The 17,552-nt window shown below is 37.7% G+C and carries 21 protein-coding genes and 1 other annotated feature; of the genes, 8 read left to right on the top strand and 13 right to left on the bottom strand.

Going from position 1 to position 17,552, the window contains the following annotated elements; translation table 11 throughout:
* Positions 1-94: 94 nt before the first annotated feature.
* The 6 genes from proS to BLS02_RS16675 all read right to left on the bottom strand — a co-directional run bounded on the left by proS (position 95) and on the right by BLS02_RS16675 (position 5,083).
* The gene (proS, locus tag BLS02_RS16700; protein WP_439144727.1) at positions 95-1,492 is read right to left on the bottom strand and encodes a proline--tRNA ligase; all 1,398 of its coding nucleotides are present in this window, start codon (positions 1,490-1,492) and stop codon (positions 95-97) included.
* A 163-nt stretch (positions 1,493-1,655) separates the two neighbouring features.
* Positions 1,656-1,877 (bottom strand) — a binding site (T-box leader).
* A 38-nt stretch (positions 1,878-1,915) separates the two neighbouring features.
* Positions 1,916-2,374, bottom strand: coding sequence for a GNAT family N-acetyltransferase (locus BLS02_RS16695; RefSeq protein ID WP_175559519.1), 459 nt, complete (start codon positions 2,372-2,374; stop codon positions 1,916-1,918).
* 169 nt (positions 2,375-2,543) lie between these two features.
* Positions 2,544-3,095: a cysteine hydrolase family protein gene (locus BLS02_RS16690; RefSeq protein WP_092494168.1), complete on the bottom strand. Its 552-nt coding sequence runs from the start codon at positions 3,093-3,095 to the stop codon at positions 2,544-2,546.
* Between the two features lie 23 nt (positions 3,096-3,118).
* Positions 3,119-3,943: a bifunctional hydroxymethylpyrimidine kinase/phosphomethylpyrimidine kinase gene (gene thiD / locus BLS02_RS16685; RefSeq protein WP_092494167.1), complete on the bottom strand. Its 825-nt coding sequence runs from the start codon at positions 3,941-3,943 to the stop codon at positions 3,119-3,121.
* Positions 3,944-3,963: 20 nt separating this feature from the next.
* Positions 3,964-4,449, bottom strand: a complete 486-nt coding sequence (locus tag BLS02_RS16680; protein WP_092494166.1) for a DUF456 domain-containing protein — start codon at positions 4,447-4,449, stop codon at positions 3,964-3,966.
* 13 nt (positions 4,450-4,462) lie between these two features.
* Entirely contained in the window at positions 4,463-5,083 is a 621-nt protein-coding gene (locus BLS02_RS16675; protein WP_092494165.1) for a glycerol-3-phosphate acyltransferase, read from the bottom strand.
* 141 nt (positions 5,084-5,224) lie between these two features.
* Here BLS02_RS16675 and BLS02_RS16670 point away from each other — a divergent pair, with 141 nt between their 5' ends.
* On the top strand, positions 5,225-5,794 hold the full coding sequence (locus BLS02_RS16670; protein WP_092494164.1) for a M15 family metallopeptidase: 570 nt from the start codon (positions 5,225-5,227) through the stop codon (positions 5,792-5,794).
* An 80-nt stretch (positions 5,795-5,874) separates the two neighbouring features.
* The gene (locus BLS02_RS16665; RefSeq protein ID WP_092494163.1) at positions 5,875-6,840 is read left to right on the top strand and encodes a ring-cleaving dioxygenase; all 966 of its coding nucleotides are present in this window, start codon (positions 5,875-5,877) and stop codon (positions 6,838-6,840) included.
* 95 nt (positions 6,841-6,935) lie between these two features.
* Here the strand turns inward: BLS02_RS16665 and ytzI are convergent, their stop codons facing one another.
* Genes ytzI through BLS02_RS16650 form a run of 3 tightly spaced genes read right to left on the bottom strand, consistent with a single transcriptional unit; the run spans position 6,936 to position 8,457 of the window.
* Positions 6,936-7,091, bottom strand: coding sequence for a YtzI protein (gene ytzI, locus BLS02_RS16660; protein ID WP_092494162.1), 156 nt, complete (start codon positions 7,089-7,091; stop codon positions 6,936-6,938).
* A 12-nt stretch (positions 7,092-7,103) separates the two neighbouring features.
* Entirely contained in the window at positions 7,104-7,538 is a 435-nt protein-coding gene (locus BLS02_RS16655; protein ID WP_092494161.1) for a GNAT family N-acetyltransferase, read from the bottom strand.
* Positions 7,539-7,542: 4 nt separating this feature from the next.
* Positions 7,543-8,457 carry a ketopantoate reductase family protein gene (locus BLS02_RS16650; protein WP_092494160.1) on the bottom strand — a complete coding sequence of 305 codons (915 nt, stop codon included), beginning with the start codon at positions 8,455-8,457 and terminating at the stop codon, positions 7,543-7,545.
* Positions 8,458-8,890: 433 nt separating this feature from the next.
* Between BLS02_RS16650 and ehuB the strand changes: the two genes are divergently transcribed.
* From ehuB to ehuA, 4 genes are all read left to right on the top strand, one after another.
* Positions 8,891-9,826, top strand: coding sequence for an ectoine/hydroxyectoine ABC transporter substrate-binding protein EhuB (gene ehuB / locus BLS02_RS16645; protein WP_092494159.1), 936 nt, complete (start codon positions 8,891-8,893; stop codon positions 9,824-9,826).
* Between the two features lie 137 nt (positions 9,827-9,963).
* Positions 9,964-10,593 (top strand): amino acid ABC transporter permease, encoded by a 630-nt coding sequence (locus BLS02_RS16640; RefSeq protein ID WP_092494249.1) that lies wholly within the window; start codon positions 9,964-9,966, stop codon positions 10,591-10,593.
* A complete protein-coding gene (gene ehuD, locus BLS02_RS16635) occupies positions 10,590-11,291 on the top strand; it encodes an ectoine/hydroxyectoine ABC transporter permease subunit EhuD (protein ID WP_092494158.1) in 702 nt (233 codons plus the stop codon). The genes BLS02_RS16640 and ehuD overlap by 4 nt, the downstream gene beginning before the upstream one ends.
* Positions 11,292-11,312: 21 nt before the next feature.
* Positions 11,313-12,083: an ectoine/hydroxyectoine ABC transporter ATP-binding protein EhuA gene (gene ehuA, locus BLS02_RS16630; RefSeq protein WP_092494157.1), complete on the top strand. Its 771-nt coding sequence runs from the start codon at positions 11,313-11,315 to the stop codon at positions 12,081-12,083.
* A gap of 393 nt (positions 12,084-12,476) precedes the next feature.
* Here the strand turns inward: ehuA and murB are convergent, their stop codons facing one another.
* The 4 genes from murB to BLS02_RS16610 all read right to left on the bottom strand — a co-directional run bounded on the left by murB (position 12,477) and on the right by BLS02_RS16610 (position 15,556).
* Positions 12,477-13,391 carry a UDP-N-acetylmuramate dehydrogenase gene (gene murB / locus BLS02_RS16625; protein WP_092494156.1) on the bottom strand — a complete coding sequence of 305 codons (915 nt, stop codon included), beginning with the start codon at positions 13,389-13,391 and terminating at the stop codon, positions 12,477-12,479.
* 24 nt (positions 13,392-13,415) lie between these two features.
* Complete coding sequence (locus tag BLS02_RS16620) at positions 13,416-14,240, bottom strand: alpha/beta fold hydrolase (protein ID WP_092494155.1); 825 nt, start codon at positions 14,238-14,240, stop codon at positions 13,416-13,418.
* Positions 14,241-14,265: 25 nt separating this feature from the next.
* Positions 14,266-14,649 (bottom strand): YbaN family protein, encoded by a 384-nt coding sequence (locus BLS02_RS16615; RefSeq protein ID WP_092494154.1) that lies wholly within the window; start codon positions 14,647-14,649, stop codon positions 14,266-14,268.
* A gap of 112 nt (positions 14,650-14,761) precedes the next feature.
* Positions 14,762-15,556 carry a histidinol-phosphatase HisJ family protein gene (locus tag BLS02_RS16610; protein WP_092494153.1) on the bottom strand — a complete coding sequence of 265 codons (795 nt, stop codon included), beginning with the start codon at positions 15,554-15,556 and terminating at the stop codon, positions 14,762-14,764.
* 114 nt (positions 15,557-15,670) lie between these two features.
* On the opposite strand from BLS02_RS16610, the gene hisZ reads away from it, so the two are divergent.
* Together hisZ and hisG are read left to right on the top strand one after the other, a co-directional pair.
* Entirely contained in the window at positions 15,671-16,924 is a 1,254-nt protein-coding gene (gene hisZ / locus BLS02_RS16605; RefSeq protein WP_092494152.1) for an ATP phosphoribosyltransferase regulatory subunit, read from the top strand.
* A complete protein-coding gene (hisG, locus tag BLS02_RS16600; RefSeq protein WP_092494151.1) occupies positions 16,925-17,551 on the top strand; it encodes an ATP phosphoribosyltransferase in 627 nt (208 codons plus the stop codon).
* The last annotated feature ends 1 nt before the right edge of the window (position 17,552 follow it).

The following is a 17,552-nucleotide window of genomic DNA, read 5'->3' as shown; positions in this document are numbered from 1 at the left end:
TTGAAGTTCTCGATATCTGGTTGAAGTTCTCGATATCTGGTTGAAGTTCTCGATAAAAAAATCGAGCGCATCTATCGGCGCTCGATTTTTACCATTAATATGCTTTTGCCCAGTATACTAGTTCTTTTGCTTCTTTACCGCAGCATACACAGGAGTCAGAAATATTTTCTTGCTCAAATGGGATACAGCGTGATGTTGCTGATGTTTCATCCTTGATTTTTTCCTCACATTCCGTGTCACCGCACCACATTGCCTTGATGAATCCAGAATTTTCTTCTAATGATTTTTTGAATTCTTCCATATTCGTTGCAGTGGTTGTTTTTTCATTACGGTGATTTAACGCTTTATCAAATAACCCCTGCTGAACTTCTTCTAACAACACTGGTAATCGTGCTTCCACTTCATCAAGTGAAACAAATTCCTTTTCACCAGTATCACGTCGTACAAGAACAACCTGATCTTTTTCAATATCTTTTGGTCCCATTTCAACTCGAACAGGTATACCTTTCATTTCATACTCATTAAATTTCCACCCTGGCATTTTATCACTTGAATCAATGCCAACTCGTGCGACACCTTTTAATTTATCACGAAGATCATAAGCTTTATCCAATACACCTTCTTTATGTTGTGCAATTGGAACAATCATTGCTTGGGTTGGCGCAATTCGTGGTGGAACGACCAATCCGCGATTATCCCCATGGACCATGATTAATCCGCCCATAACGCGTGTGGACATGCCCCATGACGTCTGGTGAACTGGTTGCTGATTGCCCTCTTTATCCAAATAGCGAATATCAAATGCTTCAGCAAAGCCTGTTCCAAAATAGTGTGATGTGCCTGACTGCAGTGCCTTGCCATCATGCATCAGAGCTTCAATTGTTAATGTATAATCAGCTCCAGCGAATTTTTCTTTTTCCGTTTTTTTACCGCGATACACTGGTATTGCCAAGTAGTTTTCACAAATATCCGCATAAATTCCAAGCATTCGAGCTGTCTCATCCTGTGCATCTTCACTTGTCGCATGACATGTATGTCCTTCTTGCCATAAAAATTCGAGTGAACGGAGGAATGGACGAGTTGTTTTTTCCCAGCGGACTACATTGCTCCACTGATTATAAAGCATTGGCAAGTCACGATAAGAATGAATATTTTTCGAATAATATTCACCGAAAAGAACTTCTGAAGTCGGGCGTACACAGATGCGTTCGCTCAGTTCTTCATCTCCACCATGGGTAACCCACGCTACTTCCGGTGCAAATCCTTCTATATGATCTTTCTCCTTTTGCAGCAAACTTTCCGGAATAAATAATGGAAAATAAACATTGGAATGACCTGTTTCCTTAAATTTTCGGTCGAGCTCATCACGGATATTTTCCCAAATCGAAAATCCATATGGTTTAATTATCATTGTGCCACGGACTGTCCCATAATCGACAAGGTCCGCCTGCTTTACTACATCGGTATACCACTGTGCAAAATCCTCTTCCATTGCAGTAACTTTTTCAACAAATTGTTTATTTTTACCCAAATTAAACACCCTTTTCTTTTAATTTTTTATATATTAGAAAACTTGACTTATCGCCAAGCCTTAACGGCGAGAGCTTTAGTTGCACTGGATTTCTTTCTTAAATACAAAAAATCCTCCGTCCTGTATAAGGGACCGAGGTTTGGTGGTACCACCCTTGTTCACAAGATATAAAATCTTGCACACTTGGCATGATAACGGTCATGAACCGCGCATATTCTACAGCAAAAGCCGTATAAATAGCGAACTCAAAGGCAGGTTCCAATTTGTCTCTTTGGAAATTTCCAGCAACCATTTCCTCTCTGTAAAAGACATTTCAAATTGTACTAATCCTTATCAACGTTTCTTCTATTATATTTTCAAATATATAGGGATGTTAAGGTAAAGTCAAGCCTTACCATTGAAGGATTTTTCATATTTCGAAAAGGTAATTCCCATTGCTTCAGCATGACTAGCAAATGAAAATCCTGCATCAAGATAAAACTGATTCAATTTTGGATTTTCGGCAACACAATCCAATCGCAAAATCCCCTGATGTTGGTCAATATTATCCATAATCCACGCTAATATCTTTTTACCAATCTGCCTACTATGATAATTCTCATTTACAGCCAATCGATGGAGATAGTAAGCTTTATCACTTCTCTCATCCCAAATACTGATATCCAATTCAATTTGGTTTGGTGAAAGATTAAACACCGCAACTTCATGACCTCCGCTATCTTCAAAAAGGAAGGTTGTTCCAGCATTAATGTCCTGCTTTATCTCCCTGACTGATTCATCACTCAGGTAATACTCCCATTGATAAATACCCTTCTTAATCAGCCAGGTTGCCGCATCACGCAAAATTCCGAGTCACTTTTGTTTGCATTCCTGATCATAAAGCCTTCATATGAATTATTTCTGGAAAAATCCCGCATGTATACTCCCCCAACTTACACCATAAAAAGAACCCTAAAAGTACTGTGAGACGAGTTGTTTACAGCTCGACCTACTAATCCCCAGCTTCTCACTACTATATGACCTTTGCACCTAATGTGTCAGTGAAATGTCCTAGTGCCCATTCATGGCCTGCAGCGTTAAAGCTTGCTACAGCATCTTTATGTACAACAATTTTAAAGCCTTTATTATAGGCGTCAACAGCAGTATGCAACACACAAATATCCGTACAAACACCAACAAGATGAAGTTCGTCAATTTTCCGTTCACGCAATCTCAATTCCAAATCCGTTCCTGCAAATGCACTGTACCGCGTTTTATCATAATAATAAACATTTTCAGCCTGCTTATTGGATTGATAGACTGAAGTTAATTGCCCAAAAAGTTGTCTTCCCTCAGTTCCTATAATATTGTGTGGTGGAAATAGATTCGATTCCGGGTGATTTGTATCGCCTTCCTCATGTGCATCAACTGCAAACACTACATAATCCCCTGCATTAATGAATTTTTTTGTTAACGAAACAATTTCCCCTTCAATGGCTTGCCCCGGTTCACCACAAGTTAGCATGCCATCATCTGCAACAAAGTCGTTCGTGTAATCAATATTAATTAATGCTCGCTTTCCCAATTAATCATTCTCCTCCCATTAAATCAATTCACTTTAATTTCATGTGCTTCTCCATGTGTACGAGGTGCTGCATGATAAGTAGGACCAACCATTTTTGTATATGAAAATCCATATTCTATTGCAGTTGTCACAAAACTTTTTGCGGAACGGACTGCCTCTAGTACGGAATATCCGTTGGCAATATATGCAGTAATTGCTGCAGAGTATGTACATCCTGCCCCACTTGTGTTTACTGTATCGATTCGCGGGGCCTCAAAGGTCGCAAGTGTTTCACCGTCGTACAGCACATCAACCGCTGGACCTTCCAACCTTCCACCTTTAACCAATACATATCGTGGACCCAATTCATGCAAATCGATGGCCGCCTGTTTTAAATCTGCAACATGCTTAATCTCGCGTCCATCCAATAGGTAAGAAGCTTCCGGCATGTTTGGCGTAATAATAGTAGCATTCGGTAATAGCTTTGTCTTTAATGAATCGATTGCATCGTCTTCCAGCAGTTTCGAATCAAGCTTTCCGACCATTACCGGATCAATCACCAACGTATTTATACTTGCTCCATCGATAAGTCCAGCAACGTTATCTATTACCTCTTTTGAAAATAACATCCCGGTCTTTATTGCATCCAGGCCAACTTGCTTAACTGCTGTTGCAAATTGCGCTTCAATTGCCTCAAGTGATTGCGGATGCACATTGTTATTCGTTTCAGGGTGCCTTGCAACAATCGCTGTGACGACACTCATCCCATATACATCCAATTCCTGAAATGTCTTTAAATCAGCCTGAATTCCAGCACTTCCTCCAGCTGCAGATCCTGCGATTGTTATAACTCGTGGTGGTTTGCTCATTGTTAAAAATCCCTTCTGCATTATATTACGACGACGACTATGAACCAAACGATCATGATAACTTGAATGACTACTTTCGCTATAGCTCCTCCAAGAAATCCGATTAACGAGCCAATTGATGCATACAGTGCTTCCTGTGATGATTTTTTCTGTACCATTTCAATCAACAGAACAACTATAAATGGTACAATCAGTATGCCGAATGGAGGGATAATAAACGAGCCTACAATAACAGCTACTGCTGCACCACGTTCTCCCCACTTGCTGCCGCCGAATTTTTTTACAAAATAACTATTTGCGACAATATCCGATACAATCAATAGTACCGTTAAAATAACCATCGCTATCCAAAATGTTAAAGTTAATTCACCCGCACTTATTACAAAATGATATAGTAAAAAACCAACCCACAAGACTAATGGTGATGGAATGATTGGAAAAATAATTCCTGCAAAACTTAAGATGAATAAAGCTGCAATGACAATCCATATTATGATATCCAGCATTTAATTCCTCCGTCTATGATTCTTTTTTAAACATACTTGATAGTTTAGTTTCTTCTTTATTTAATATACGCTTATAATTTTCCATATGTTTCATAATACTTATAATAGATAATAGCACAACTACCATGGTTGGTTCGATTCCAAAGAAGAAATAGGTCGTCACCAAAAATGAGAAATACATAAACAGAACACCAACAACTAAATAATCTGTAGTCAGTGTAAATAAAAGTAGGATGCCTATACCAATAACAGCCACCTTCCAGTCAATTGCCAGCAGCACCCCAACTAATGAGGCTGTTCCTTTCCCGCCACTGAACTTCATTGTGACCGGATAATTATGACCTAAAATGATAAATAATGCATTAATGTACACAAGTAAAGTTTGTGTTTCCCCAGTAATTCCCTGGTCATTTAAAAAATATAATACTAATAATATCGATAATGTAGCTTTAAATACATCAATAAGCGCCACTAAAATCCCATATTTCCAGCCCAGCAATATCGTTGTGTTGGAGGCTCCGGAATTTTTTACCCCTTTATTCTTGATATCCACTTTTTTATATTTACTTACGACCTGTGAACCATGAACACATCCAATCAAGTAGCCAATCAAGCTAACTAGAAGCACATACATAGCGTCCCTCCTTTCGTCTTATTTTAAAGGGATAATTTCAACACCGCAAGATAGTTACTATAAATACTGATAACAGCTGATGTCTTCCCTTAAATGTTATAATTGCCCAAAAGTATTATTTCTCTTAAGGAGACTGACAAATTGAAACGCTATCGCAAAGATATAACAACATGGGTACTCATTATTTTATTTTTAACGATACTTATCATTATATATAATGAACAAAGAAATAACAGATACATTGAAATTGGCGAAGACACAGCTCCTCCCGAAGAGCTGGACCCCGTTGTTGCGGCAAAAACCAGCCAACTTCTTATAAAGTCTGCCCAGCAGGATATAAATGTTGTCATCACGGAGAAAGTACGATCCATTAAACGCCAGAATGAACTTTATGAACAAGGTCGATCATCTGATGAAGATGTCGTCACGTATGCGAAGGGTGGCGAATCATACCATAATTATGGCCTTGCTGTTGATTTTGCATTACGGAATAATGATGGCAAAATTATTTGGGACATAAATTATGACGGAAATAACAATGGCAAAGCAGATTGGTTCGAAGTCGCTGATATTGCTAAGCAATTAGGATTTGAATGGGGCGGTGATTGGAGCAAGTTTAAAGATTACCCACACCTGCAAATGGATTTCGGATTAAGTATCCGTCAACTAAAAAAAGGACTTCGCCCATCACACGAACAAAAAGACAACTGAGCATTTAACTAGACACTTGAAGAGAGTTCCCGTTATACTATAATTATCTTGAATTCAAAATAAATAGGAGTGACTTTGAAATGGAATTAAAAGGTATTCACCATGTATCGGCCATAACAGCAAAGGCAAAAGATAATTATCATTTTTACACAGAGATTCTCGGAATGAGACTGGTTAAAAAGACAATTAATCAGGATGATCCATCTGTCTATCATTTATTTTATGCAGACGAAGCAGGTAATCCAGGCACCGACCTTACCTTTTTTGAAATACCCAATGCGGGCACAACATATCAGGGGAAAGGCAGCATTTCGGGAACGTCACTACGAGTCCCAAGCGATAGCGCATTGGAATTTTGGGAAAAACGATTGAGCGATTACAATGTTGATCATGGCGGGATTACCAGACAGGGGGAACGGAATGTTATTAATTTCCGTGATCCAGAAGGACAACGATTGACGCTTATCTCTGATGAAACAAACCAAGGAGTAAAAGGCGGTAGAGTATGGGACCATAGCAGCGTGCCAGCTGAAAAAGGTATTATTGGACTTGGCCCTGCAAAACTAACCGTCCAGGACCCAGCACCTACTGTTAAAGTACTGACGGAATTATTAACCTTTAAGCAAACTGGAAGCTACCCATCATCGTTTAAAGGTAATGAAGACATTATTGTATTTGAAACTGGTGAAGGCGGAACAGGTGCCGAGGTTCATTTAGAAGTGCGTAATGACCTTCCTAAGGAAAGACCTGGGCGAGGAAGTGTTCATCATGTAGCATTTCGTGTAGATAATGAAGAAGAATTAGCACAATGGAGAGATCGTTTACAGACAGCACGCGTGCCTAACTCAGGTTTAGTGGATCGGTTTTATTTCAAATCACTTTACTTCAGAGAACCAAATGGTATTCTATTTGAATTAGCAACTGATGGACCCGGGTTTGCTACTGATGAAGATATGAATCATCTTGGAGAATCATTAGCACTGCCACCATTGTTTGAACATCGTCGTGAAGAAATCGAGGCAAACTTAAAACCATTGGATATTTGAAAACTTGGCTTATCGCCAAGCCTTATGGCGAAAGCCTTAGTTGCGCTTATGCAGTAAGAAATTATTTATACTTTCTTACTGCCAAAAAGACCACACTAACCCCTGTGGTCTTTTTCATCCTCTGACTTACTTTTATCATCGGGCAATGGGTCAATCGAATGTTTGTAATCATAACCTTTCGATATAGCCATTAATGTTAAAGCCAGAACAGCCAACATAATGGCAATTGCTATAATTATATACACCGTCATTAAATACACCTTCTACTTTTTCATTGTTAATACATAACTTCCATTTTCAGCCTTTATCCAGCCTTTACTTTCAAAAAAATCATACACATCCAACTCAGTTGTGGAAATTTCTGTTCTCATTTTTGTAAAGGACTTTCGTTCTGCCAATCGTTCAACTTTGCTGTATAAGTGTTCATTAAGGCCTTTGTTTTTATATGCTGCATCAATTGTAAATCTATCAATGTGAATTTCCTTAGTAGATACATCCAGTTGAAATAATACAAAGGCACGGATATGCGCATCTTTTTCCACGGCATACCATCTAATAGATTCATCTACTAACATACGGTCAAAAAAAGCTTGCTCCATATAAGATACATCGTCATGTAAATGCGTATTTTCCTTATTATTAGTTAACAAGTTAATAGCTTCATAATCTTCATACTTAACCTCTCTTAGCTTATACATAAACTTATGCCCCTTCAAATGGCTTGATGATACCGTGAACAGCTTCAGTAAAAGGCAATTTCAGTCCTTTCGCTTCCGCTAACCGCAGTGCCCCACCATGCAGGTGATCCAATTCAAGAGTTTGCCCTTTGCGGCGATCCTGATGCATAGACGATGTGGCATCATATCCAAAGTTCTGTAAATTGCTTTTTGCCCCAGCGACGTCTTCATCTGTAATTTCAATATTGTAGCTATTTGCCAACTGCTGCATCTCGTTTAAAATTAACTCAGCTACCTTAAGTGTATCCTTATTATCGCGAACTGGTCCAATGGGCAGGTCTGTTGCAGTCGTAATACCAGAAAAAGCATTGATAAATAGGTACTTTTTCCATAGCTCTTGTAAAATAGAGTCACTGTAAATTGTCTCTAGTTTCGCTTTACTTGAGAGCTCCCGTAATTGCTGACAAATATCTGATTGCTTAGGATTCAATGGGCCAAAGACCAGCTTGTGAAATTCGCTTGAGTGCTCTACATGCCCATCGTCATTCAATGTAGCAACGATAAAGGAAAGACCACCAATAACCGACTCCTCACCAAGGTAATCCTGCAAAACACTTATATGTTCTATTCCGTTTAAAACGGGTAAGACGAACGCACCTTTATCTACTAGTACTTTTAAGTCTTCTAAAGTTCCTGTTAAATGATAACCTTTTACACTTACAAAGACCAAGCCTGGATTTTCAATATTATGTACATCAGTAACGACTCGGAGATCACTAACCGAATAATTACCTTGTGTACTATTAACCTTCATCCCTTGCTCATGAAGCTGCTTTGCTCTTTTTTCCCTTACCAAATAGGTTACATCTGCACCAGCTTCTTCCCATCGAGAACCAAAATAACCACCTAAAGCACCTGCACCCAATACAACAATATGCACCTTATCGCCTCCATAACAGTATTATTACTATTAATCGTATCTTGTTTTCTACCAGTTTGTAAATCCTTAAATAAAACGGTAATTTACTGAAAATATAGCAAATATTGAGTATATAAAAGTATTATTATCTATACGAAAGCATATTTTGGTATATACGAGCATCATGTAATTAATAGTATTATTTGAAGGTTTATTCCAAATTATCAAAAAATACTGGGTTTGAACCATTGGATAATACCCTATAATATTATAGTATCACTATTTGAAAAGAAATTCCCCAGCTTTTCACATTATTTTCACAGTAAATTACTGTTCTTTTTCTAGTAAAAAAGTCATAAGCATAAAAAAAATTGACTTAGCATTTTTCCAAAAATGCGTTTTTTACTTTACTTACTTATTATTTTTTTTAATACAAAGGGAGGTCATTAAAGAGATGAAAAAATTATTATTAGCTTCAATCTTCTTTATTTCAATTATGTTGCTGGCTGCTTGCGGATCTGATGATACAAGCAGTTCTGATGACACAAGTGGTAACGGTGGCGAAGAAGAAAGCGCAGACGATAGCAGCAGTGAAGGTGAAAGCAACTTGCTAACAAAACTTCAGGAAGAAGGCAAAGTAACAATCGGCTTTGCTAACGAAGCTCCATACGGATATCAGGAAGACGGGGAGTTAAAAGGAGCAGCTGTAGACATTGCACAGGCTGTTTTCGCTGAACTTGGTATTGATGAGATGGAAGCTCAATTGGCAGATTTCAGTCAACTTATTCCCGGCTTAAATGCTGGTAAGTTCGATGTTATTACAGCAGGTATGGCAATTAACCCTGATCGTTGTGAAAATGCTGACTTCGGTGAACCAGAAATGCAATATGGGGAAGGGCTTATCGTTCAGAAGGGTAACCCAATGGACTTACACAGTTACGAAGATATCGCAGAAACTGGCGCAACCGTTTCAATTATGGCGGGTGCAACAGAACATGAATATGTTAAGCAAATGGGTGTAAGTGAAGACCAAATTCAGAGTGCTTCAGATATTCCTGGAACATTCTCTGCTGTAGCTTCAGGTCGTGCTGATGCAACAACTGGTACAGAAATGACAGTAAAACGCGCACTGGAATCCTCAGGAAATGATAAACTTGAATTCGTCAGTGACTTTGAACAGCCAGACATTGAAGGAATTCCAAGTTACGGTGCTGCTGCATTCCACAAAGATAGTGATGCATTACGTGAAGCGTACAATGAAGCATTAGCTAAACTAAAAGAAGATGGAACAGTTAAGGAACTTTTAGAAGCAAATGGCTTTAGTGGTGAAACTAATTCAGTTCCATCAGACATTACAACAGAAGGTGTTTGTAGCGGTGAACAGTATTAAGATTTAATCTTAAATAATTAACATGACTCCATAGGGTCGGCTCCCTTACCTAGGGAAGTCAGGCCCTATGCTTTTGCAAAAATTACAGAGAAGGAGTGATTAGCATTAATGCGATAGCCGATATTTTCCCAGTTCTGATGAAGGGTGTAGAGATTACAGTTACTGTACTGCTTGCCTCAATAGTTTTGGGCTATTTAATGGCATTTATTGCAGGGTTCTGCCGGCTCTCCAATAATATTTTACTCCGCAAATTTACAGGCTTTTATGTAGAAGTATTCCGCGGAACATCACTTATCGTACAATTGTTTTGGCTTTACTATGCATTTCCAATATTATTCGGGATAGAGGTAGGAAGTAACTTTTGGGCTGGTGTACTTGCTATTTCCCTAAACTATGGAGCATACATGTCTGAAATTGTTCGCAGCTCAATACTGGCTGTGGCAAAAGGACAATCAGAAGCATCAACAGCTCTAAACATGTCACGTTTTCAACGCATGAGACTCGTAATTTTCCCTCAAGCAGTTCGTATGATGCTTCCGGAATTTGGTAACTACCTCATCCTGATGTTGAAATCAACATCACTTGTATCATTAATTGGTATGACCGATATTTTATACTATGGAGATATACTGCGAAGCTCCAATCTATCCCAAGCACCAACAGTATACTTTTTAGTACTATTATTCTACTTTATTCTTGCTCTTCCATTAATTTGGCTTACCAAGAAAATGGAAAGTGCTTCTAAGAAAGGGGTGGCTAGTCAATGAGTAATTGGAGCTGGAGTACATTCTCTGATGCCTTCCCTGTGGTATTAGAAGGTCTGGGTATTACATTAGGATTAACAATTGCGTGTTATTTATTTGCATTGATCTTCGGATTTATATGGACATTAATAAGACGTATGCCAATAAAAGTAATAAGACTGCCACTTTTGTGGGTAATGGAATTTATACGTTCCACACCACCACTAGTACAGTTATTCTTTATTTTCTACGCATGGCCAATGGTTCCTGTTGTCGGTATGGCGTTGGATCCATTCGTATCTGCAGTAATCGGACTTGGAATTCACTATAGTACATACATTGGTGAAGTATATCGTTCAGGAATTGATGCAGTAGATAATGGTCAATGGGAAGCTGCGCGAGCGTTAAATTATGGAACAAGTAAAAAGTGGACTAAGATAATTTTACCACAAGCACTACCCCCGACCATTCCGATGCTAGGAAACTATTTAATTATCATGTTTAAGGAAGTTCCTTTAGCTTCAACAATTGGAGTTTTGGGTATTCTGGCAATGGCAAATGATTATGGCGCACAACATTGGAGATACTTAGAGCCGCTTACAATCGTGGCAATATTATTCCTAGTGTTAAGCTATCCTTCAGCAATCTTAATTAATAAGCTTGAGCGCAAAATGAACAAACGTTTTGATAAAAAGGAACCAACAGGAAGTAAAGCAGTTTAAGAGAAAAGGAGCAGTGATAATATGTCTGAACCTATTGTAAGGTATAATGATGTGCATAAGTCATTTGGCGATGTCCAAGTATTAAAAGGTATTGACTTGGATATTCAGCCAGCTGAAAAGGTTGCTGTCATTGGACCAAGTGGGTCCGGTAAAACGACAATTATTCGTATGTTAATGACATTGGAACAGCCAACATCAGGCAGTATTATTGTCGATGGCAAGAATTTATGGCATATGGAGAAGGATGGTGACCTCGTTCCTGCCAATGAGAAACACTTAAGACAGGTTCGTGGGGATATCGGGATGGTATTCCAGCACTTTAATCTATTCCCACACATGACAATTTTAGAAAATTGCATGACAGCACCAATTCATGTACAGAAAAAGGATAAAGAATCGGCCAAGAAAGACTCGATTGAAATGTTGGAAAAAGTTGGTCTAGGGGATAAGCTGGATGACTATCCTGCTATGCTGTCAGGCGGTCAGAAGCAGCGTGTAGCAATGGCCCGTGCACTTGTTATGCATCCCAAAATAATGCTTTTTGACGAAGTGACATCTGCTTTGGACCCTGAGCTGGTCGGTGAAGTATTAGAAGTTATCCGTGACATAGCTAATGAAGGTGAAATGGCAATGGTATTAGTTACGCACGAGATGGAATTTGCTCGTGACATTGCTGATCGTATTCTATTTCTTGATAATGGCGTAATTGCTGAAGAAGGTCCACCGATGGATGTCTTGGAAAACTCAACTAACGAGCGACTGCAAAGTTTCTTACACAGATTCAGAACGTAGATTCAGAACGTAATAAATATAAAGCTGACTCATATAATTGAGTCAGCTTTTTTATAATCGCTAATTTCTAAAAATTATTATTACTGGTATCTATTACAACATTGACTAAAGGGAACAAATACGTAGTATTTAGTATGGTTCTCTGGCCACGCAGTTGGAATATGCGAGACCCCTGTGGGACAGCGAGCCTAAGAGATCCCGCAGGAAGCGTTCTTTGCTTCCGAGGAAGCTGAAGCGTTGCCCGCGGAAAGCGGCATGTATTTCCAAAGTGGTGTCATAGCACTCAACTACTTTTTCATGTTACGTCTCGGTTTATATCAACATACGAACAAAGCATTTCAAAATAAAAAACTGTGACCACTTAATAGTAGCCACAGCACTCTTTAACTCAATTTAATCCTCACCGATTATTTTAACTTCACGCTCAAGATTGACACCGAACTTATCTTTTACTGTATCCTGTACAAAGTGTATTAAGCCAATATATTCTTCAGCCGAAGCACCATCTTTATTTACAATAAACCCTGCATGCTTCAATGAAACTTGAGCTCCACCAATTTCCTTTCCTTGAAGGCCGCTATCCTGAATCAGCTTCCCTGCGAAATACCCAGGTGGGCGCTTAAACACACTACCACATGATGGGTACTCTAAAGGCTGTTTGGATTCACGTTTGAAGGTAAGGTCATCCATTACAGCCTTAATTTCCTCATAATTACCGGCCTCCATAGAAAAAGTTGCCTCTAATACAATATATCCTTTTTCCGGAATATTACTTGAGCGATATTCTAGGTCCAGGTCATGTGCAGACAACGTATATAAATCACCATTCCGATCAACTACTATGGCACTTTCCAATACATCTTTAATCTCTCCACCATATGCACCCGCATTCATGAATAACGCACCACCAACCGAACCTGGAATTCCACATGCAAACTCCAGTCCTGTTAACCTTTTTAATAATGCTTCTCTGGATACATCAATTATCCTAGCGCCACTTTGTGCAACAATTGTTGTCCCTGTTGTTTCTATCGATGTTAATTGCTTTAAGTTCAATACAATACCACGAATTCCACCGTCTTTTACAATTAGGTTTGATCCGTTGCCAAGTAGTGTAAAAGGAATATCATCCTTTATGGATAACTTCACAATTTGCTTCACTTGTTCATATGTTTCTGGTGTCACAAAAAAATCAGCCATCCCGCCAAGGCGAGTATACGTATGATTTTTCAAGTGTTCATTAACCATCACATTTTTCTCTGATGTAATTGTTGTTAACTTTTCGTACGTATGATGATCATTTACCACTAAAACCATTCCTTTAATAATAAATTATTGTGTTGCAACCTTAGACTGAAGAAATGAATGAATTAGATTATCAACGCGAATGTCTTCATGCATCTCGCTATGCCCAAGCATATCATCCTCAATCATTTTTTCCTGCAATTGATCTTTCCTTACAATACTTCGTAATGATTGCACACTTTCTGGCATTGCAACAAGATCCCCGGTACTTCCAATGTTTAAGACATTAAGTCCTCCTGGTATAGTATGCTTTTTCTTGCGTATCGTTTGCATTGCAACAGAATCAGGTTTTAAATCAGCTGCTGCTGCATCACGATGGATCTGAAAGTATTGCTTATTATATATGCCATCAAAGGGACTTCCAATCGTGACTAATTTTGCAACACGCGGATAAATCTTCTGGTCCTGATATTCTTCAATAAACTTCAATGCAACAAGTCCACCCATAGAATGTCCAACCAGATTAACAGTATCAATATGATATGTTTCCTTCATATGTGAAAGTACAGATGAAAGCCAACTTGAGGTGTTCAAGAAGCTTGCGCGGTTATTTTCAAAGATTACTTGCACAAAAGCAGGCTCTGACTTTCCTTTACTAAGATTTTTAACATTTATTTTACCTTGAGGTGAAACACGGTATACCAGTGCTTTATTACCCCAATCATATCTATTCTCAAACCTGTTCAGTAAATTGCCAAATGAATTAAATGTACCTTTGTAACCATGAATAAACACAGTTGGATTACCTATATTTTGTTCTGACTTTGTCTCTTTTGGTATATAAATCACGAGTATTATACTTATTAATACCGCGAATAGTGACACTACATTTATAATATGTTTCTTATCCAAAAAACTGACCCCACTAACGTACTAATTATCTTTGTGTCTTATGCAATGTTTTCTGCTTTAAAATAAACCACGAAAAAAACATGGCGATACAAGCTAATAGTAATTTAACTATAATTAATGGAATAACAAACAAGATAGTATATCCCATCGATAACCATAGAACAGAAACACCTATTACTTTCGCCTTTAACGGAATCCCTTTTCCTAATCGGTAATTCTCAATATATGAACCAAAATATCTATTGGTAATTAACCATTCATATAATCGGTTGGAGCTTCTCACATAACATGCAGCAGCCAAAAGTAATAATGGTGTGGTAGGCAGTAAGGGAAGAATTATTCCCAATAGTCCTAAAGCCAACGAAATTGACCCCGCAATAATTAAAAGAAGTTTAGTAAGTTGTTTCATATTTTTTACACCAGCTAAAGTGATATTTTTTTACATAACCATTATAGCATCCAAAATACTATTATACCTCCTACCTTTTATAAAAACTATGACAATTTCTATTCTCATGATATTAAAGCTTCGTAATATTATGAAATACTGGCACACCGTTATTAAATGTTGCAATATAATTGAATCCATGACCCTTAAGCATATCAAGTGATTCCTTAAAGTCATATGCCAGTGTGGTTTCCACATGTGAGTCCGATCCTAATGTCAGGATTTCACCACCACACTCCCTATACAGCCTCAGGATATCGGAGCTAGGCATTCCATTTTTTAAACCATATCGAATCCCTGATGTATTCAATTCAATACCTTTGCCCTCTGGTATTATCTCCTTAAAAATTTGACGCAATATGTCATGAAAATCATTTGTACTGTTTTGTTTAGCATATCGCTTCACTAAGTCAATATGTCCTAATACGTTATATTGTTTAAAGTTCTTAACACAATACAACAGTTCCTCATAATAGGCAAGGTATGATTGATCTACTGATCTATTATTAAAAAATCTGCCTGAATGCAGGTCCTTTTGCTCGGATGTATGCATTGAGCAAATAATAAAATCAAACACTTTATCGTCAAGTAAATCATTGTACCTTTTTACAAGATGTGGCTGTATTCCAATTTCAACTCCCTTTTTAATAGAAATAGAATCTGCATAAACAGCTTTCAATTCTTTTATTTTTTCATCATATCGCTCCAAGTCAAAAACAAATACAATCGACTCATCTGGATAGTCATAGTCAATATGGTCCGTAAAACAAACTTCCTCTAGCCCTAATTCGATCGCCTTTTCAATAGTTTTTTCCATTGGTGTCGTGCTATCAGCCGAAAAATCACTGTGAACATGATAATCAAACATACTCAATTACTCCCCTTACTGTTGACATTTTATCTATTACTAATTAGAATAATATATAACTTTAATTAAGTAAAGCGATAAAGTGATAAAGTGAATGGATGGTGACTATTTTTAATGGATCAATATTTGTTTGACAGTACAAAAGATACTAGTGTTGGAGATTTCCAGGTGCGAGATAATCTGATATCAATATTAAAAAATCGCTTTAGCACTTATGGATATAAACAAGTACGGACGACTACGTTTGAATTTTACGATTTATATTCGATGATGTCCGGTACCATAAATAAAGATGAAATGCTAAAAGTAATTGATTCTTATGGAAAAGTATTAGTTTTACGTCCCGATGTGACAATTCCAATTACGAGAATGATAGCATCCAATAAACAACGACTCTCACAAGGATCGAGATTTTTCTATGTGCTGGATGTTTTTCGTCAGTCATTTGAGCAGGCAGATAACAAGGAAACAACACAGGCAGGTATTGAAAGTTTTGGTGAAAGTACACCCGAAAATGACGCAGAAGTTATTGCTTTAGCAATCCATACATTAAAAGACTTAGGATTTGAGTCATTTAAACTTGAAGTTGGGCATGCAGGATATTTCAAGGAACTCGTAAATCAACTAGCATTATCTCAAAATGAATTAGATCAGTTGAAGGGATTAATTCAATCAAAGAACCTTACTGAAATTGGGCCATTCCTTGAAAGATTATCCGTTGATAAAGAACTTTGTGACGCTGTTCAAGCAATACCCCTTCTATATGGTGATCCAGAGGATGTAATTAAACGTGCTAGTAAAATTGCATTAAATGAAAAAATGCAACAGAAGATTAAAAACCTCAGTGATATTTACGATGTACTCAAAGCATATGGTGTAGAGGATTCAGTCATATTTGACCTTGGATTAATCAACAATATGAACTACTATTCAGGGGTTATTTTCCAAGGATTTGTGGCAAGCTTCGGCAAACCAGTATTAATGGGTGGAAGATATGATCATTTGGCCGAACAATTTGATACTTCCATACCTGCGATTGGATTCGCCTGTGAAGTTGATAACCTTTTACATTCTATGACACGGAAAAATCTGATAGCAAATGACACAACATCTATAGATGTGATTATATATTACGAAAACTCCAAGCAGAAAGATGCGTTAATTGCTGCTAATACACTACGTGAGGCAGGCTATCGCATTATCACTTATACAATGGATGATAACCGTAATATTGATGATTTCAGTTCTAAATGTATTGCTTATTTTCAAACTGAAGAAAATCTAGTAATCGACAAAAAGCGAAAAACTCCATTTACGAACTATAATGAGTTAGAACTGCTGCTTCATGAAGGAATGAGGGATAATTAAATGGATTATGTAACATTAGCATTAGCAAAAGGCAGAACAGCGGAAAGTACGATTGAACTACTTAATAATGCCGGTATCGATTTCCCTGACTTTCATACAAAAAGCCGAAAGCTGGTTTTTTACAATACCGATCAAACAGTTAAGTTAATTTTTGTTAAAGCAGTTGATGTCCCAACATACGTAGAAAAAGGGGCTGCTGATATTGGGGTTGTCGGAAAAGACAATATATTGGAATCACAAGCAGACATATATGAAATACTGGATTTAAAATTAGGCAGATGTCAATTTGTAGTTGCCGGAAAGCCTGAAACAACCTTGGAAAGCACTCAGAAACTAACTATCGCATCTAAATACCCAACAGTGGCTAAGAGTCACTTCCAGCAAAAGGGGATCCCAATTGAAACAATTAAGTTAAATGGATCAGTTGAACTAGCTCCACTTATCGGTTTAGCTGATATTATTGTTGATATCGTGGAAACTGGAACCACCATCAATGAAAATGGATTGAAAATTATCGATGAGATTGAGGACATCAGCACAAGGTTAATCGTCAATAAAGCAAGTTTCACTACAAAGTCTGCTTTAATACACGAGCTTATTAATAAATTAAAATCGGTCATGGAGTGAT

Origin of the sequence: Virgibacillus salinus, assembly GCF_900102415.1 — a bacterium.
Lineage (GTDB): Bacteria > Bacillota > Bacilli > Bacillales > Amphibacillaceae > Lentibacillus > Lentibacillus subterraneus.
The sequence above is the reverse complement of the archived record's forward strand: the minus strand, read 5'-3'. Positions and strand labels throughout refer to the sequence as shown.

What these genes read in the sequence shown, in the direction of transcription:
- proS (WP_439144727.1), bottom strand. Translation starts at nt 1,492, where the DNA reads ATGGAAGAGGATTTTGCACAGTGGTATACCGATGTAGTAAAGCAGGCG.
- thiD (WP_092494167.1), bottom strand. Translation starts at nt 3,943, where the DNA reads ATGAGCAAACCACCACGAGTTATAACAATCGCAGGATCTGCAGCTGGA.
- BLS02_RS16680 (WP_092494166.1), bottom strand. Translation starts at nt 4,449, where the DNA reads ATGCTGGATATCATAATATGGATTGTCATTGCAGCTTTATTCATCTTA.
- BLS02_RS16675 (WP_092494165.1), bottom strand. Translation starts at nt 5,083, where the DNA reads ATGTATGTGCTTCTAGTTAGCTTGATTGGCTACTTGATTGGATGTGTT.
- BLS02_RS16665 (WP_092494163.1), top strand. Translation starts at nt 5,875, where the DNA reads ATGGAATTAAAAGGTATTCACCATGTATCGGCCATAACAGCAAAGGCA.
- ytzI (WP_092494162.1), bottom strand. Translation starts at nt 7,091, where the DNA reads ATGACGGTGTATATAATTATAGCAATTGCCATTATGTTGGCTGTTCTG.
- BLS02_RS16655 (WP_092494161.1), bottom strand. Translation starts at nt 7,538, where the DNA reads ATGTATAAGCTAAGAGAGGTTAAGTATGAAGATTATGAAGCTATTAAC.
- ehuB (WP_092494159.1), top strand. Translation starts at nt 8,891, where the DNA reads ATGAAAAAATTATTATTAGCTTCAATCTTCTTTATTTCAATTATGTTG.
- BLS02_RS16640 (WP_092494249.1), top strand. Translation starts at nt 9,964, where the DNA reads ATGAAGGGTGTAGAGATTACAGTTACTGTACTGCTTGCCTCAATAGTT.
- ehuD (WP_092494158.1), top strand. Translation starts at nt 10,590, where the DNA reads ATGAGTAATTGGAGCTGGAGTACATTCTCTGATGCCTTCCCTGTGGTA.
- ehuA (WP_092494157.1), top strand. Translation starts at nt 11,313, where the DNA reads ATGTCTGAACCTATTGTAAGGTATAATGATGTGCATAAGTCATTTGGC.
- BLS02_RS16615 (WP_092494154.1), bottom strand. Translation starts at nt 14,649, where the DNA reads ATGAAACAACTTACTAAACTTCTTTTAATTATTGCGGGGTCAATTTCG.
- BLS02_RS16610 (WP_092494153.1), bottom strand. Translation starts at nt 15,556, where the DNA reads ATGTTTGATTATCATGTTCACAGTGATTTTTCGGCTGATAGCACGACA.
- hisZ (WP_092494152.1), top strand. Translation starts at nt 15,671, where the DNA reads ATGGATCAATATTTGTTTGACAGTACAAAAGATACTAGTGTTGGAGAT.
- hisG (WP_092494151.1), top strand. Translation starts at nt 16,925, where the DNA reads ATGGATTATGTAACATTAGCATTAGCAAAAGGCAGAACAGCGGAAAGT.